Origin of the sequence: Sulfitobacter maritimus (assembly GCF_013346665.1) — a bacterium.
GTDB lineage: Bacteria > Pseudomonadota > Alphaproteobacteria > Rhodobacterales > Rhodobacteraceae > Sulfitobacter > Sulfitobacter maritimus.
Genome location: NZ_JABVBB010000038.1, coordinates 148,003 through 164,037 on the forward strand (window position 1 = coordinate 148,003; position 16,035 = coordinate 164,037).

The window sequence follows — 16,035 nt, forward strand, 5'->3', positions numbered from 1 at the left end:
GCCACCGATGACGACCCTTCCACAACAGACCGACCGCAAACTCGGCCTTGTGATCGACCTCGATACCTGTGTCGGCTGCCATGCCTGCGTGATCTCCTGCAAAGGCTGGAACACCGAGAACTACGGCGCGCCGCTGTCAGATCAAGACGCCTATGGCAGCGATCCGTCAGGCACCTTCCTCAACCGCGTGCACAGCTACGAAGTGCAGCCAGAAGCGGGCGCTGCGCAACTCGTCCACTTCCCGAAATCCTGCCTGCACTGCGATGACGCGCCTTGCGTCACCGTCTGCCCCACTGGGGCGAGCTACAAACGCGTCGAAGACGGGATCGTGCTGGTGAATGAAAGCGATTGCATCGGTTGTGGCCTCTGCGCTTGGGCCTGCCCCTACGGCGCGCGTGAGATGGATCAGGCCGCAGGTGTGATGAAGAAATGCACCCTTTGTGTTGACCGCATCTACAACGAAAACCTGCCCGAAGAAGACCGCCAGCCCGCCTGCGTGCGCACCTGCCCTGCGGGCGCACGACACTTTGGCGATCTCAGTGACCCCGACAGCGCGGTGAGCCAACTGGTTGCCGAGCGCGGCGGGGTGGACCTGATGCCCGAACAAGGCACCAAACCGGTCAACAAATACCTGCCGCCCCGCCCCCGCGACCAACTACAGACGCCAGACGACAGCGGCGAGATCGACGTGCTGGCGCCCTTTCTTGAGCCGATCGACAATGGGCCAAAGGGGTTCCTCGGCTGGCTCGACCGCACATTGGAGAAACTCTGATGCATCCCGCGCCGTCTGTGATTCTTTTCAGCAGCCTGTCAGGGCTTGGTTTCGGCCTGCTTGTCTGGCTCGGCATTGGCCTGCCTGCGGTCACTGGCTGGGTCGCTTTTGTTTTCTTCGCGCTGGCTTATCTTCTGGCGGTGGGGGGGCTAATTGCCTCTATGTTCCACCTTGGTCATCCAGAGCGCGCGCTTAAAGCGTTTACGCAATGGCGCAGCAGTTGGCTCAGTCGCGAGGCTTGGGCTTCGGTCACTGCCTTGTTGGTCATGGCGGCCTATGGCGCGGGGCTGGTGTTTTTCGACACGCGCTGGTGGCCGCTTGGGCTGATCGGCGCAGCGCTGTCTCTGTTGACGGTCCTGACCACCTCGATGATCTACACCCAGATGAAAACCGTGCCGCGGTGGCACAGCCTGTCGACCCCCGCAAACTTTCTGTCGCTTAGCATCGCGGGCGGCGCGCTACTGGCCGGGCAAGTGACCGAGGCGATGGTGCTCATCGCGCTGGCCGGAGCGGTGCAGATTGTGACTTGGTGGCAGGGGGACAAAGCGCTGGCGACCTCTGGTACCGACCTTAGCACAGCCACGCGGTTGGGTGAGATCGGCAACCCCCGCGCCTTTGAGCCGCCGCATACGGGCAGCAATTACCTGCTGCGGGAGTTCGTCTATGTGCTGGGACGCAAACATGCGGCGAAGCTGCGGATCATTGCGATTGTCTTGATGATGGTCTTGCCGCTGTTGCTGCTGCTCTCACCGGTCTGGCATCACCTTGCAGCCGCGCTGGCGGTGCTGAGCCATGCGGCCGGTGTGCTGACAGCCCGCTGGCTGTTCTTTGCGCAGGCAGAGCATGTGGTCGGGATTTACTACGGCAAAAGGTGACCGACGGCACTGCCGGAACGAGGGGGTGTGACCCCCTCGCTACCGTTGCAGGCATTTCGGTCTGTCAAAAATAGTGGCTTAGTTCATCAGCCCAGCGTGGCGCAGAGCGTCGTCGACCAGCTTTTTCGTGGGATCGGTCAGCGCTGTCAGCGGCAGGCGCACCTCATCTGAACACAGGTCGAGCTGCGCCATCGCGTATTTTACGCCCACAAGGCCCGGCTCGGCAAAGATCGCCTTGTGCAGCGGCATCAGGCGGTCTTGCAGTTCCAACGCTTTGGCATAGTCGCCTTCCGCACAGGCGGCTTGCATATCGGCCAACATGCGCGGCGCGACATTGGCGGTAACAGAGATGCAGCCGACCCCGCCTTGGGCGTTGAACCCATGGGCCGTCGCATCTTCACCCGACAGTTGGACAAAGTCCTTCCCGCAGGTGATCCGCTGGTCGCTGACACGTGCCAGATCGCCTGTGGCATCCTTAACGCCGACAATGCGTGGCAGCTTGGCCAACTCGCCCATGGTCTCGGGCAGCATATCCACGACCGAGCGGCCGGGGATGTTGTAGATAATGATCGGCAGGTCGCAGCAGTCATGAACCGCGGTAAAATGCGCGATCAGCCCGGTTTGGGTTGGTTTGTTGTAATAGGGCGTGACCAACAAAATACCGTCCGCACCGACCTTTTCCGCATGACGGGCGAGCCGGATGCTTTCAACCGTGTTGTTCGACCCGGCCCCGGCAATAACAGGAATACGGCCACGGGCGGCTTTGACGACCTCCTCGACAACCGTTTCATGCTCGGCGTGGCTAAGCGTGGGGGATTCGCCGGTGGTGCCAACAGGAACCAAACCGCTCGACCCTTCGCCAATGTGCCATTCGACAAGTTTCTTCAGCGTATCCAGATCCAGCGCGCCGTTGCGAAACGGCGTGACGAGGGCAGGCAGAGAGCCTTTGAACATATGCACGCTCCTTTTTGTGCTGGCCGGCAAAAAACCGGACTGGATGAAGGCCTTGTCAGCAGGACGGGTTTGATAAACGCTGCCAACGCCATATGTTGCAAGGCTCTAGCCCCGGAGTTGTATGAAATGCAAGTGATGACGCGCGTCTTCGCGATCCTGACGATTGTTTTTGCCATGACCGTGCCCGCCGAAGCGCAACGTCCCCGCCCCTTGGGGTGGGCGATGGATGCAGTCCGTGCGGGCGATTGGGACGCTGCCGCGCGACTGGCAGAGCGCGATGGCCCTGTGGCCGCGGATGTGGTGGAGTGGCACCGCCTGCGCGCAGGACGGGGCAGCTTTGCCGAGGCGCAGGAATTCCTTAGCCGCCGCCCCGACTGGCCGGGCGAGGCCTATCTGCGCAAGCAAACTGAGGAGGCGGTGATCGGTCGGCCCGCTGCTGACGTTCTGGCGTTCTTTGAAAAAATGGCCCCACAGACGCCGCGCGGTGTGCTGGCCCATGCAGCGGCATTGATCAACAATGGTCAACTGGGCGAGGCGCAGGCGAATCTCGTGCTGGCATGGCGCACGATGCCGATGAGCGAGACCAGTCAGAACCTCTTTACCAAAGCGCATGGCAAGCTTTTGGTCCCGCATCACGCGGCCCGGCTAGAGGAAATGCTCTGGCAGCGCGAACACGCCGAAGCGCGGCAGATGTTTGGTCTGGTCACCAAGGCGGAGCGCGATCTTGCCGAGACGCGTATCGCCCTGCAAAAGCTCGACAGCGATGTGAACGTCAAGATCGATGCGCTGCCAGCTTCGAAAAAGGACGATCCCGGACTGGCTCATGATCGGTTCGAGTGGCGTATGCGCAAGGGACTGCGCGACAGTGCCAAAGAGTTGATGCTGGCGCGGTCGGCCTCGGCTGAGGCTTTGGGTCAGCCCCCCAAATGGGCCAACCGTCGTCGCGCCTTGGCGCGGGATGAGATGCGCAATGGGGATGCGAAAACCGCCTATCGCATCGCCTCGCAGCATTTTTTGATGGAAGGGTCCAATTATGCGGACCTTGAATGGCTGTCGGGCTATATCGCCCTGCGGTTTCTTGACGATCCCAAGACCGCGCTGACGCATTTTCAGAACCATGACAGGGCTGTTGAATCCCCCATCAGCCAAGGCCGTGCTGGCTATTGGCAGGGCCGCGCATTGGAAGCGATGGGCGATGCCGAAGGGGCCAAGAAAGCCTATGCGATGGGCGCCAAGTATCAGACGTCCTTCTATGGTTTGCTCGCTGCAGAGCGGGGCGGCATTGCATTTGATGCCAAGCTGAAGGGCGCTGCTCCCTCGCAGGATTGGCGCAGTTCGCCGCTCGCCCGCGCCCCGTTGTTTGAGGCAGGATTGCTCTTGCAGGCCTCGGGTGAAGTAAGCTTGGCCGAACGGTTCTGGACCCATCTAGCAGAGCAGTTGGTGCCAGAAGATATCGCACTTTTGGGACAAGCCGCGATTGATGTGCAGCAGCCGCATCTCGCGGTGATGATCGGCAAACGTGCCGCTCAGCGGGGATTAGAAATCGCTGCCCCCTATTACCCGTTGCACAGACTTGTGCAGATGGACCTGCCAATGGCGCCCGAAATGACCCTCGCCATCGCGCGGCGCGAGAGTGAATTTGACCCATGGGTGCAAAGTGGCGTCGGTGCGCGCGGTCTGATGCAGATCATGCCGGCGACTGCCCGCGATGTGGCGCGTGATCTGGGGCTGTCGCAGTTGCACACCACCGATCGTTTGAACGCGGACCCGGACTACAACGCGCGGTTGGGGGCGACCTATCTCTCGCAGATGGCGGGGATGTTTGACGGCAATGTTGCGATGATGTCGGCGGCTTATAATGCTGGCCCCAGCCGCCCGCGCCGCTGGATGAACACCTATGGCGACCCCCGCAAAGGCGAGATCGACATCGTGGATTGGGTCGAGATGATCCCCTTCCGCGAAACGCAGAACTACGTCATGCGGGTGACAGAAAGCCTGCCCGTTTACCGGGCGCGACTGGGTAAAGACCCGTTGCCGATCCCCTTTAGTGAAGAGTTAATCGGGTCGACGCTGAAGGCGTTCGCGCCATAGGGTAAAGAGCCCCGCCGCCACGATCACGCCCGCGCCAATCACCACATTGGCGCGGAGCGTTTCGCCAAAGATTGACAGTCCAATAATGACGGTAAAGATCAACTGGGTATAGGCAAAGGGCTGCACGGCGCTGGCCTCGGCGACCTCATAGCAGCGGATCAGCAGCCAATGCCCCGTCACCCCGGTGATGCAAAGGGTGCCCATCAATAGCCAATTCGCAGTCGTCATCGGCTCCCAAAACCAGACCCCCACAGCAGTCATTACCACCGCCCCGGTGACACCCGTCCAGAAAAAGCTCGTCGCCGTATTATCGCGCCGCGCGACATAGCGGGTCAGCAAGCCGTAAACCGCAAACATCGCCGCCCCCAGCAGCGGGATTGCGGCGGCAGGATCGACCACCCGGTATCCCGGTTGCAGGATGATCAGAACGCCAATGAAGCCCACGCCAATCGCAGCCCAGCGCCGCCAGCCGACCTTCTCTCCCAAGATCGGGCCAGAAAGCGCGGCCACCAACAGCGGATAGCAGGTAAAAACGGCATGGCTTTCCACCAACCCAAGGATCGTGAAGCCCAGAACCATCGTGCAAATCTGCGCTGACAGCAGCACGCCGCGCAGGATTTGCACAGCAGGTTGCGTGGTCGCCGCCGCTTTGCGTATGCCGCCCGCCTTGCGCAGCGCAAGGGTGATGACGAAAGCGGCAAAGAACCAATAGCGGATCATCACCACCATCAGCACATTGTAGTTCTCGGCCAAATGGCGCGACAGACCATCTTGGACCGCGAAGACCATCGTCGTGGCAACCATGAGCATGATGCCCAAGGGAATGTTGTTAGACTGGGGGGCGGGTGTCGCGCTCATAGCGGCATCTGGGCGCGGGTCATATGGCGTTTGCGGCCATAACCGGGGATGCGGGTGACATCAAAACCGCCCTCTGCCAGCGCACGGCGGACAAAGCCGGCGGCGGTATAGGTCGCGGCTGTCCCGCCGGGAGCCGTATGGCGTGCGACGTCGGCCATCAAAGCATCCCCCCAAAGCTCAGGGTTTTTCGCGGGGGAGAATCCGTCGAGAAACCATGCATCCGCCTGACCCTGCCACGCGGGCAAACTCTCTCGCGCATCGCCGATGATGATCTCAGCCCGCAGGCCGGGAAGCTCAATCACACCGCCTGCCCCCTCCCAAGCCTCGGTCAGCGCGTCGCGCCGCCCGTCGAGGTCTGCGAAAGCACTATGGGCCTGGGCCATATCGTCAGGGCGCATTGGGTAGGCTTCAAAGCTGGTGAAATGCAAAGGGCCGTCTATGCCTGCCCGCATCCACGCATCCCATGCCAGCAGCAGGTTCAACCCGGTGCCAAACCCCAGTTCAGCGATGTGAAATTTGGGGCGGAAACGCTGCGGCAGATCATTGCCCGCCAGAAAGACATAGGCCGTTTCCGCAGCACCATCTTCAAGGCTGAAATAGGGATCATCGAACTGGGTTGAGACCGGCACATGGCCCTCTCGCCAGCTGATCTGGGCATTCTGGTCTGACACGCTGCGTCCTGCTAGAGGGGTTAGGAATTTGCGCCGACACTGCGCAAGCTGGCAGGGAATGGCAATGGTAGATGTGACCGTAAGAGGGGCCGGGATTTTCGGGCTATCCGTGGCTTGGGCCTGTGTTCAACGGGGTGCGCGGGTGCAGGTGGTCGACCCCGCCGGCCCCGCTGCCGGTGCTTCGGGCGGGATTGTCGGCGCGCTGGCCCCGCATGTGCCAGAGAACTGGAACACTAAGAAAGCCTTCCAACTCGACAGCCTGCTTAGCGCCGAGGCTTTTTGGGCCGAGGTCGCATCAGTTGGTGGTGCCGCACCGGGTTATATCCGCAGCGGGCGTGTGCAGCCGGTGGCGGATGAGGCGGCGCTTGCATTGGCACGGCAACGTGAGCAGTCGGCAGCCGCGCTTTGGCAAGACCATGCGCGGTGGGAGGTGATCCGCGATGAAGGCAGCGATTGGTCGCCCAGAAGCCCCAGCGGCTGGCTGATCCGCGATACGTTAAGCGCTTTGATCCATCCGCGTCAGGCCTGCGGCGCGCTGGTGGCGGCGCTGGCGGCGAAGGGGGTGCAGGTCATGGCAGAAGCACCTGATCGGGGCAAAGTTCTCTGGGCCACCGGGGTCGCTGGGTTAGAGGCGCTCAACACCGAACATCCGCGACTGGTGGGCGCCGGAATCAAGGGGCAAGCGGCGTTGTTGCGGCTGGACCGAGGCGGCACGGCGCAGCTTTTTGCCGATGGCGTGCATGTAATCCCGCATCTGGATGGCACGGTGGCGGTCGGTGGCACGACCGAGCGGGCGTTCGACAACCCCGAGAGCACCGACAGACAGCTCGACGCCGTGATCGCCAAGGCCCGCGCCGCCGTGCCAGCATTGGCCGATGCACCGGTGATCCAACGCTGGGCCGGGTTGCGCCCGCGCAGCCGAAGCCGTGCGCCGATGTTGGGGGAATGGCCGGGCAGGCCGGGTCATTTCATCGCCAATGGCGGGTTCAAGATCGGCTTTGGCATGGCCCCAAAAGTGTCAGAGGTGATGGCCGATCTACTGCTAGAAGAGCGCGATGTGATCCCAGAGGGTTTCCGGGTGGAAGATAACCTGTAGCGCCAAAGAAAAACCCCGACCATTGGCCGGGGTTTAATTTTCTTAAAACGACGCGGTTTAGCGTGCGTTGGGCAGGATAACGATCTCAACCCGGCGGTTTTGCGCCTTGCCAGCAGCGCTCAGGTTGCTTGCGATGGGCTGGCTTTCGCCGCGACCGAATGTCTGCAAACGCGACTGCGGCACGCCATTGGCCATCAGGATGCTGCCAACTGCACGCGCCCGACGCTCGGAAAGCTGCTGGTTATAAGCCGCTTCGCCGTCGCTGTCGGTGTGGCCGATAACCTGCAAGGTCGAGTTCTTGTAGATGTTCACGTTCTGCGCCAGCGCGGCAAGGTCGTCACGCAGAGCGGGGGCAACGCTTGTGCTGTCCGTCGCGAACAGAATGTCCTGCGGCAGGGTTACGATCAGGCGGTCGCCGGTGTTGGTGATAACCACACGGCTGTCCATTGCAGCGCGCAGTTCGGCTTCTTGCTTGTCGAGCGAATAGCCAACGCCTGCGCCGATGGTCCCACCGATCAAGGCGCCTTTCAGCGCACCTTTGCCGTCACCTTCGGAAATCGCACCAGCAAGGGCCCCGACGCCCGCGCCGATCAATGCGCCGCTTTTCGTCCGTTGGTTCGGATCGCCGTTACCCGGCTGCATGGGCTGCGTACAAGCACCCAGTGTCATCGCGCCGGCAAGAGCGGCGGCCAAAGTCATCTTCGAAGAAATCATGTCTACTGCCTTCATATTTCACGGACCCCGTTCGGGCGGGGCATCTAAACGTGAACGTAATATAGGCACTTCAGGTTCCCGCGAACATTAAACTTTTCCGCAGATCAGCGACATCTCGCCAAACTAAGCCGGATTATGCCTCTGCGCGGGCGGATTCAAAGGCCAGCATGGCGCGTTTGACCGGCAGCCCCCAATGATAGCCGCCAAGCGCTCCGCTCTTGCGTAGGGCGCGGTGACAGGGGATCAACCAACTCACCGGATTACGCCCTACCGCCGTGCCAACAGCGCGGACCGCGCGGGGGCTGCCGATGGCCTCGGCAATCTCGGAATAGGTGGTGACATGGCCTGAAGGGATGCGCAGCAGGGCCTCCCAGACCTTAATCTGAAAAGGCGCACCAATGAGGTAGAGCGGCGCTTTTGCTTTCGGATCACCCTGCATGCCAAAGGCGGTCATGACCCAGGGGCGCAGCTTGTCCGGGTTCTCCACAAAATCAGCAAGTGGCCAGCGACTGGTGAGATCCTCCATCGCGGCCGCCTCCCCCACCTCAGCGGAAAGCGCCAATCCGCAGAGCCCTTTGTCGGTTCCCATGACCAAGGTCGGGCCAAAGGGGCTGTCAAACCATCCCCAATAGATCGTGAGCCCCGCCCCCTTGCGGGCGAACTCACCGGGGCTCATCGCCTCCCACCGCAGAAAGAGGTCATGCAACCGCCCGCTGCCTGACAGGCCCAACTCATGCGCGGCGCGTAGTGTGGTGAACCGTTCGCGCAGCATGACTTTGGCCTGATCGAGCATCAGATATTGCTGGTAACGCTTGGGGGATACACCCACCCAACGTGAAAACAGTCGTTGGAAATGTGCCGGGGACATGCCCATCTCGCCCGCGATCCGGTCCAGCTGCATCGGGTCTTCGGCCTCATCAATCAGCGCAATGGCGCGGCGCATCACTTGGTAGTGGTAGCCTTGATCTTCGGGCGCGGGGGATATGTGGGCGATCTCTGTCATGGCTTAAGATTAGCCGCACCCCTGCCCCCAAGCGACCCGAATCTTGCGCCTTCTCCTTTGCTTGCCCTGCCGCGCCATTCATCGCATACCCGATGCCATGGCACGCCAACTTGATTACCACACGATCCGCGAGATTTTCGCCCGCTTTCAGGAGGCCGAGCCTGAGCCGAAAGGCGAGCTTGAGCATGTCAACGTCTATACGCTGGTGGTCGCCGTGGCGCTGAGCGCGCAATCGACGGATGCGGGTGTGAACAAAGCCACGCGCGAGCTGTTCAAGATCGCGGATACGCCGCAGAAAATGCTCGATCTGGGCATCGACGGGCTGATTGAACATATCAAAACCATCGGCCTTTACCGCCAGAAGGCCAAAAATGTCATCAAGTTGAGCCAAATCCTTGTTGATGACTATGGCGGCGAAGTACCGAACTCCCGCGCCGCGTTGCAATCGCTGCCCGGGGTGGGGCGCAAAACAGCGAATGTCGTGCTGAATATGTGGTGGCAACAGCCGGCGCAGGCGGTCGACACCCATATCTTCCGCGTTGGCAACCGCACCGGCATCGCGCCCGGCAAGACGGTGGACGCAGTCGAACGCGCCATCGAGGACAACATCCCCGCCGATTTCCAGCGCCATGCTCACCATTGGCTGATCCTGCATGGCCGCTACCATTGCAAAGCGCGCAAACCATTGTGCCGCACCTGTATCATCCGTGACCTGTGCCAATACGAGGACAAGACAGAATGACCCAATACGAAGTGGTTGGCATCGGCAACGCCGTCGTCGACGTGATTTCTCATGCCGATGACGCTTTCCTTGCCGAGAATGGCATCGAAAAAGGCATCATGCAGCTGATCGAACGTGACCGCGCCGAAGAGCTTTACGGCAAGATGCAAGACCGTCTGCAAACGCCCGGCGGCTCGGTGGCCAATACGGTTGCGGGCGCGGGGGCGCTTGGGATGAAAACCGCCTTTATCGGCCGCGTGCATGACGACGAACTGGGGCGCTTCTATGCGAAGGCGATGACCGACATCGGCATTGATTTCGTTAACGATCCGGTGCCGGGCGGGGAGACGCCAACCTCGCGTTGCATGATCTTTGTCACCCCGGATGGAGAGCGGTCGCTGAACACCTATCTCGGCATTTCCACCGGCCTTACGTCGGATGACGTGTCGCAAGCGGTGACGTCAAAGGCCAAGCTCATGTTCCTTGAGGGCTATCTCTTTGACCACGACGCCGGCAAAACCGCCTTTCGCGAGGCCGCACGTGCGGCGACGGCGGGCGGCGGTATGGCGGGCATTGCGATTTCCGATCCCTTCTGTGTCGAACGCCACCGCGCTGATTTTCTGGACCTGATCGAGAACGATCTGGGCTATGTCATCGGCAACGAAGCCGAAATCCGCGCCCTGTGGGAGACAGACGATACCGAGACCGCCATCGCCAAAACCGCCGAGATTTGCCCGCTGGTGGTCTGCACCCGCTCGGGCGATGGGGTCACGCTGATCCGTGGCGACGAACGCGTCGATGTGCCGGTCAAAAAGGTTGTGCCGGTCGATGCCACAGGTGCAGGCGATCAATTTGCGGCTGGGTTCCTCTATGGGCTGGCCAATGGCCGCGATCTGGAGACTTGCGGGCGCATGGGCAACATCTGCGCGGGGGAAGTGATCTCGCACATCGGGCCACGGCCCGAGACGGACATCATGGCGCTTTTTAAGGCCGAAGGATTGGTCTGATCATGCCAGACAACGGGTTTCACGACATTCCTGCAGGCAAGTTTGCAGTGGTGGTAACACATCTCGAAATGCGCAGCCCACCGCCTGCCCGCGCGGTCAACGTGCCAGAGGGTGTGATCTTTCGCCAAGTGTTGCCAAAGTTGGATTGGTACCGCGATATCTTTCGACGGGTCGGGGCGGAGTGGCTCTGGTTCGGGCGGCTCAAGCTGGATGACGCAGCACTGGCGGCAATGCTGCAAGACCCGGCACGACAGTTCTACACCCTAACGCGCGACGGGACGGATGAGGCGCTGTTAGAGCTTTATTTCAAACCGGATGGCGATTGCGAATTGGCCTATTTCGGCCTCACCGCCAAGCTGATCGGCAGCGGTGCGGGGCGGTATCTGATGAACCAAGCGATCCGGCTTGCTTGGGAAAAACCGATCAATCGGCTGCATCTGAACACCTGCACCCATGACAGCCCGCAGGCGCTTGAGTTCTACAAGCGCTCAGGTTTCACACCCTATGCGCGACAGATTGAGGTGGATGACGATCCGCGCTTGACCGGGCTGCTACCCCGCGATGCCGCGCCCCGGATACCTTTGCTCACCTAGCTCAGCGCGTGGGCGTACAGGCCCCGCCCGCAAAGCAGCTTTGCACCTGATCGATCATTGCCGGTTTCGGCGCTGTGAACAGATCACCCCCGCAGGGGTTGCTCTCTAACACATATCCGTCTTGCGGCGTCCGCTCGACAAAGGTGAGCACATCGCCTTCCTCAGCCGAGCCGCACCAAGGGCCGTAGCAGGCCACCTCAAGGGTCAAGGGCTGCTCAAAGGGGACGTCAAAACCACCTTTGGACAGGGCCATGCCGCTGATCTTTGCTGGTACACGGGTGAGTTTAGGCGGGCTTTGCGTGCCATTCCCGTTGTCGGGCAGCGCCTTGGCGTCGAACGTCAGCCGCCCCTGCACAACCACATAGCTTTCCTCTGCCTTATTGGCGCGTTGATAGGTGGCTTCAACCGAATGTGGCAGGCAGGTGAGGGCCATAGCCGGAAGCGGCGCGAGCGCGGCGAGAGTGAAGGCGATGAAACGTATCATAACTTCTCCTCGAATTCCTCCAGAACGGCCGCGTAGACCGCACGCTTGAATGGCACGATCCCGGCGACAAGATGGTCGGCAGGCAACCAGCGCCATTCAGAGAACTCAGGCTCAGCCGTCTGGATGTTGACTTGATCGTCCTGCCCCAGAAAACGCATGAGGAACCACTTCTGTTCCTGCCCGCGAAAGCGGCCTTTCCAGATGTTCGGCACCAATTCCTGTGGCAGATCATAGGGCAACCAGCCTTCAGTTTCCGCCTCGATCTTGACCAGATCGCGGGGGATGCCGGTCTCTTCCTCCAACTCCCGCAGCGCCGCTTCTCGCGGGGTCTCGCCCGGATCGATCCCGCCTTGAGGCATCTGCCAAGCCTCCTGATCCCGGTCGCGCCGCTGGCCGACAAAGACATGGCCCTCAGCATTGACCAGCATCACACCGACACAAGCGCGGTAGGGCAGTTTGGCGATCTCTTCGGGTGTCATGTCAGCGTTTTCTCCATTTCAAAGCGGTCCAGAATGGCCCCGGCCCGCGCCACGCGCTCTGCTGCGATAACATGAAAGCCCATGGCCTCAAAGGCGGGCCGGGCCATCAGGCTGGCGTGGACACGCAGCGCGGTCAGCCCCGCCGCGCGGGCCTCGGCCTCGACCCTGCCATAAAGCGCCCGAAATACCCCTTGCCGCTGGGCCGAGGCGGCAACAAAGGCCAGATCGATATAGCCGCCAGCCCATGCCATGAAACCAAGCATCTGACCTGCCCGCTCTGCCAAGATCACATCTTGCGGCGCCAGCTTCGCGGCCCATCTCTCGCCCTCTGGCGGGGTGGGCAACCACGCTACCCGTTGCGCGGTGTCATAGGCGCCTGGCCCATTATGGATCGCATCGAACATCACCACGCCCAGCCGATCATAATCCGCCGCAGTCGCCCGGCGTAGCGTCGCTTCCTCTTCGCTCACTCTGCCCCTCCTGCTTTGACGTTTCGGCATCTGCAGCGTTGACGCGGCGTTTTGCGTGACTTGTCCTGCCGTTTGCGATGGTGTCACAGTGACCCCGCCCGACCAGAAAGGTAAAGCCATGTCCGATTACCCCCATCTCCTCGCTCCGCTCGACCTTGGTTTCACCACGCTGAAGAACCGCCTGCTGATGGGGTCGATGCACACTGGGCTGGAGGAAACTGGCGATTGGAACCGCGTGGCGGAGTTCTATGCCACCCGCGCACGCGGCGAGGTCGGGCTGATGGTGACGGGTGGCATCGGGCCGAACCGCGAAGGTGCAGTGGCGCATGGGGCGGCGATGATGGTCAGCCAGAAGGACGTCGACAACCACAGCATCATCACCCAGCGGGTGCATGAGGCGGGCGGCAAGATTGCGATGCAGATCCTGCACGCCGGGCGCTATGCCTTTACCCCCGAATGTGTGGCCCCGAGCGCGATCAAATCCCCAATCTCCATGTTCGCGCCTAAGGAGTTGGATGAAGAAGGCATCGAGAAACAGATCAGCGACATCGCCGCCTGTGCTTTGCGTGCACGTGAAGCGGGCTATGACGGGGTCGAGATCATGGGGTCAGAGGGCTATTTCCTGAACCAGTTCCTTGTCACCCATACCAACAAACGCGAGGACCGCTGGGGCGGCTCTTACGAGAACCGCATGCGCCTGCCCATCGAAGTGGTGCGCCGCGTGCGCGAGACGGTGGGCGAGGATTTTATCCTGATTTACCGCCTGTCGATGATCGACCTCATTCCCAATGGCTCGACGTTTGATGAAGTCGTGCAACTGGCGCAGGAGATCGAAAAAGCGGGTGCGAATATCATCAACACCGGCATTGGCTGGCACGAGGCGCGCATCCCAACGATTGCCACCTCCGTCCCGCGTGCGGCTTTTGCGTGGGTCACCAAAAAGCTAATGGGCAAGGTGGGCGTCCCGCTGATCACCTCGAACCGCATCAACACGCCCGAAGTGGCCGAAGAGGTGCTGGCCGAAGGCTGCGCCGATATGGTCAGCCTTGCCCGCCCGATGCTGGCGGATGCCGATTTCCTCGCCAAGGCCAAAGCGGGCAAGTCCGATCAGATCGCACCTTGCATCGCCTGCAACCAAGCCTGTCTGGACCACACTTTCGGCGGCAAGATTTCCACCTGCCTCGTGAACCCCCGCGCTTGTTATGAGACCGAGTTGCCGATTGAACCGGTGGCCGCCGCGAAATCCGTCGCGGTCGTTGGTGCTGGCCCTGCGGGGTTGTCTGCTGCGATCACGGCCGCCGAGCGGGGGCATAATGTCACCCTGATGGACCGCGCCAGCGAAATCGGGGGACAGCTGAACCTTGCCAAACAGGTGGCGGGGAAAGAGGAGTTTTGGGGGCTGGTCGATTGGTATCGCACCATGCTCAAGGCCCATAATGTGACCGTGCAGCTAGAGACCGAAGCCACCGCCGATGCGCTCAGTGGCTTTGACGAGGTCATCATCGCCACCGGCGTCGTCCCGCGCGATCCGCAAATTCCGGGGCAGGACGGCGGCAATGTCGTTAGCTACATCGACGTGCTGAACGGCACGGCAAAGGTCGGCCAGCGTGTCGCTGTGATCGGCGCAGGCGGCATTGGCTTTGATGTGTCTGAGCATCTTGTCCATGACGGTGAGAGCAGCACCCTGAACCTCCCCGAATGGATGCGCGAATGGGGTGTCACCGACCCCGGCGAGCATCGCAGCGGTCTGGCGCCCGAAGGGCCGCAGCCGCCCGCGCCTGCACGGCAGATCACCATGCTGCAACGCAAGACCAGCAAACCCGGTAAGGGTTTGGGCAAGACCACAGGCTGGATTCACCGCGCCTCGCTCACCATGCGCAACGTCAAGATGATCGCGGGGGTGAACTACGAGAAAATCGACGATCAAGGGCTTCACATCACCTTTGGCGAAGCCCGCGAGAACCCGACGCTGATCGAGGCCGACACCATCGTGCTCTGCGCCGGGCAGCTTTCCGACCGCAGCTTGGCCGACACGCTGGAGGCCCGCGGCGTGACCTGCCATGTTATCGGCGGCGCGGATGTGGCGGCGGAGTTGGATGCCAAGCGAGCAATCAACCAAGGCACCCGGCTGGCCGCAGCGCTTTGACCGCAAAGGGCGGCGCTGGCTGCCCTTGCACCCGGCCCTAGATAGCCGCAGGATTGCTGAAACAGCCCTAAGGTCGCCATGCCCCTCTGCGTTTTCGATATTTACGAAGACGGCACCGCTCAGGTGCCGGATGATGACCATCTCACCGGGCCGGGGCGCTACCGTTGGTGGCATTATGATCTGGCCGACCCGACGCTCGCGCCGTGGTTGGCGACCCATCTGCCTGACATCCCAGCGGGCGCATTGCTGCAACCCGAAACGCGGCCCCGCTGTGATGAATATGACGACGGGCTGATCCTGAACCTGCGCGGCATTAACCTCAACGAAGGGCAGCAGACCGATCAGATGGTCTCGGTCCGGATGTGGGTCACGGATGCGGTGGTGGTTACGGTGCGGATGCGCCGGATCTTTGCGATTGATGAGTTGCGCGAATTGGCCAGCCAGAACGCCGCGCCTCCCCGGCCCTCGACATTCCTCGAAGCGCTGGTGTCGCGGCTGACCGCAAGGGTGCAGATCGAAGTGGCACGGTTGGCAGAGCGCACGGCTTTCTATGAGAGCGACCTCGAAGACCTCAGCACACCGCCGCCCAAGGAACTGCCCGTCACCCGGCGTAGCACGATCAAACTGGAACGCTACCTTGCCCCGCAGCGCAGCGCTTTAGAACGGCTGGCGGAACTGGACCTGCCGCTGGTGCCGGATGTCGATTCGATGAAGCTGCGCGAATTGGCCAACCGCACCGCCATCGTGGTGGAGGAGTTGGACGCGCTGCAAGAACGCATCGTCACCGTGCAGGACGAACACGACAACCAAGTCGCCCAACGCCAAGCCCGACACGGCTATGTGCTGTCATTGGCCGCTGCCGTCTTCCTGCCGCTAAGCTTTCTGACCGGTCTTTTTGGCGTGAATGTGGGCGGGATGCCGGGGGTGGACGACCCCCGCGCTTTTGCCATCCTCTGTCTCGCGATGGTGGGCCTTGCCGCGATCATGCTGGCGATCCTGAGGTGGTTTCGCTGGCTGTGACCGCCGGGAAACGCATTGTTGCCGCGTTTCCATGCCATGAACGATCCTCGCAAAGACCACGGGACTGTCTTGTCCCTGCCC

17 protein-coding genes are annotated in these 16,035 nt (G+C 61.6%); 9 read left to right on the forward strand and 8 right to left on the reverse strand.

Features of this window, described 5'->3' with window-relative positions; translation table 11 throughout:
• Nucleotides 1-7: 7 nt before the first annotated feature.
• Together HTT03_RS15535 and HTT03_RS15540 are read left to right on the forward strand one after the other, a co-directional pair.
• Entirely contained in the window at nucleotides 8-772 is a 765-nt protein-coding gene (locus HTT03_RS15535) for a 4Fe-4S dicluster domain-containing protein (protein ID WP_174860694.1), read from the forward strand.
• Nucleotides 772-1,647: a dimethyl sulfoxide reductase anchor subunit family protein gene (locus HTT03_RS15540; RefSeq protein WP_174860695.1), complete on the forward strand. Its 876-nt coding sequence runs from the start codon at nucleotides 772-774 to the stop codon at nucleotides 1,645-1,647. The genes HTT03_RS15535 and HTT03_RS15540 overlap by 1 nt, the downstream gene beginning before the upstream one ends.
• A 78-nt stretch (nucleotides 1,648-1,725) precedes the next feature.
• Here HTT03_RS15540 and dapA read toward each other — a convergent pair whose 3' ends face one another.
• Nucleotides 1,726-2,601: a 4-hydroxy-tetrahydrodipicolinate synthase gene (gene dapA / locus HTT03_RS15545; RefSeq protein ID WP_174860696.1), complete on the reverse strand. Its 876-nt coding sequence runs from the start codon at nucleotides 2,599-2,601 to the stop codon at nucleotides 1,726-1,728.
• A 126-nt stretch (nucleotides 2,602-2,727) separates the two neighbouring features.
• Between dapA and HTT03_RS15550 the strand changes: the two genes are divergently transcribed.
• Nucleotides 2,728-4,692, forward strand: coding sequence for a lytic transglycosylase domain-containing protein (locus HTT03_RS15550; protein ID WP_174860697.1), 1,965 nt, complete (start codon nucleotides 2,728-2,730; stop codon nucleotides 4,690-4,692).
• Here the strand turns inward: HTT03_RS15550 and HTT03_RS15555 are convergent.
• Both HTT03_RS15555 and mnmC2 read right to left on the reverse strand, forming a co-directional pair.
• Nucleotides 4,657-5,550 carry a DMT family transporter gene (locus HTT03_RS15555; RefSeq protein ID WP_174860698.1) on the reverse strand — a complete coding sequence of 298 codons (894 nt, stop codon included), beginning with the start codon at nucleotides 5,548-5,550 and terminating at the stop codon, nucleotides 4,657-4,659. The genes HTT03_RS15550 and HTT03_RS15555 overlap by 36 nt on opposite strands.
• Nucleotides 5,547-6,221, reverse strand: coding sequence for a tRNA (5-methylaminomethyl-2-thiouridine)(34)-methyltransferase MnmC2 (mnmC2, locus tag HTT03_RS15560; protein ID WP_174860699.1), 675 nt, complete (start codon nucleotides 6,219-6,221; stop codon nucleotides 5,547-5,549). Before mnmC2 ends, HTT03_RS15555 begins: the two co-directional genes overlap by 4 nt.
• Before the next feature lie 58 nt (nucleotides 6,222-6,279).
• On the opposite strand from mnmC2, the gene HTT03_RS15565 reads away from it, so the two are divergent.
• Complete coding sequence (locus HTT03_RS15565; RefSeq protein WP_174860700.1) at nucleotides 6,280-7,317, forward strand: NAD(P)/FAD-dependent oxidoreductase; 1,038 nt, start codon at nucleotides 6,280-6,282, stop codon at nucleotides 7,315-7,317.
• A 57-nt stretch (nucleotides 7,318-7,374) separates the two neighbouring features.
• Here the strand turns inward: HTT03_RS15565 and HTT03_RS15570 are convergent, their stop codons facing one another.
• The gene (locus HTT03_RS15570) at nucleotides 7,375-8,031 is read right to left on the reverse strand and encodes a YiaD family glycine zipper/OmpA-like lipoprotein (protein ID WP_174860701.1); all 657 of its coding nucleotides are present in this window, start codon (nucleotides 8,029-8,031) and stop codon (nucleotides 7,375-7,377) included.
• Between the two features lie 133 nt (nucleotides 8,032-8,164).
• Nucleotides 8,165-9,034 (reverse strand): methylated-DNA--[protein]-cysteine S-methyltransferase, encoded by an 870-nt coding sequence (locus tag HTT03_RS15575; protein WP_174860702.1) that lies wholly within the window; start codon nucleotides 9,032-9,034, stop codon nucleotides 8,165-8,167.
• A gap of 97 nt (nucleotides 9,035-9,131) precedes the next feature.
• On the opposite strand from HTT03_RS15575, the gene nth reads away from it, so the two are divergent.
• From nth to HTT03_RS15590, 3 genes are read left to right on the forward strand one after another with little or no spacing between them, the layout of a single operon-like run.
• Nucleotides 9,132-9,776, forward strand: coding sequence for an endonuclease III (gene nth / locus HTT03_RS15580; RefSeq protein WP_174860703.1), 645 nt, complete (start codon nucleotides 9,132-9,134; stop codon nucleotides 9,774-9,776).
• Nucleotides 9,773-10,762, forward strand: coding sequence for an adenosine kinase (locus tag HTT03_RS15585; RefSeq protein WP_174860704.1), 990 nt, complete (start codon nucleotides 9,773-9,775; stop codon nucleotides 10,760-10,762). Before nth ends, HTT03_RS15585 begins: the two co-directional genes overlap by 4 nt.
• Before the next feature lie 2 nt (nucleotides 10,763-10,764).
• On the forward strand, nucleotides 10,765-11,355 hold the full coding sequence (locus HTT03_RS15590; RefSeq protein ID WP_174860705.1) for a GNAT family N-acetyltransferase: 591 nt from the start codon (nucleotides 10,765-10,767) through the stop codon (nucleotides 11,353-11,355).
• Nucleotide 11,356: 1 nt separating this feature from the next.
• Here the strand turns inward: HTT03_RS15590 and HTT03_RS15595 are convergent, their stop codons facing one another.
• From HTT03_RS15595 to HTT03_RS18860, 3 genes are read right to left on the reverse strand one after another with little or no spacing between them, the layout of a single operon-like run.
• Nucleotides 11,357-11,839, reverse strand: coding sequence for a hypothetical protein (locus HTT03_RS15595; protein WP_174860706.1), 483 nt, complete (start codon nucleotides 11,837-11,839; stop codon nucleotides 11,357-11,359).
• Entirely contained in the window at nucleotides 11,836-12,318 is a 483-nt protein-coding gene (locus HTT03_RS15600) for an RNA pyrophosphohydrolase (protein ID WP_174860707.1), read from the reverse strand. Before HTT03_RS15600 ends, HTT03_RS15595 begins: the two co-directional genes overlap by 4 nt.
• Nucleotides 12,315-12,788 (reverse strand): GNAT family N-acetyltransferase, encoded by a 474-nt coding sequence (locus HTT03_RS18860; protein WP_174860708.1) that lies wholly within the window; start codon nucleotides 12,786-12,788, stop codon nucleotides 12,315-12,317. Before HTT03_RS18860 ends, HTT03_RS15600 begins: the two co-directional genes overlap by 4 nt.
• Nucleotides 12,789-12,906: 118 nt before the next feature.
• On the opposite strand from HTT03_RS18860, the gene HTT03_RS15610 reads away from it, so the two are divergent.
• Both HTT03_RS15610 and HTT03_RS15615 read left to right on the forward strand, forming a co-directional pair.
• The gene (locus HTT03_RS15610) at nucleotides 12,907-14,934 is read left to right on the forward strand and encodes an NADPH-dependent 2,4-dienoyl-CoA reductase (RefSeq protein WP_174860709.1); all 2,028 of its coding nucleotides are present in this window, start codon (nucleotides 12,907-12,909) and stop codon (nucleotides 14,932-14,934) included.
• A 78-nt stretch (nucleotides 14,935-15,012) separates the two neighbouring features.
• A complete protein-coding gene (locus HTT03_RS15615) occupies nucleotides 15,013-15,954 on the forward strand; it encodes a zinc transporter ZntB (RefSeq protein WP_174860710.1) in 942 nt (313 codons plus the stop codon).
• Nucleotides 15,955-16,035 lie beyond the last annotated feature (81 nt).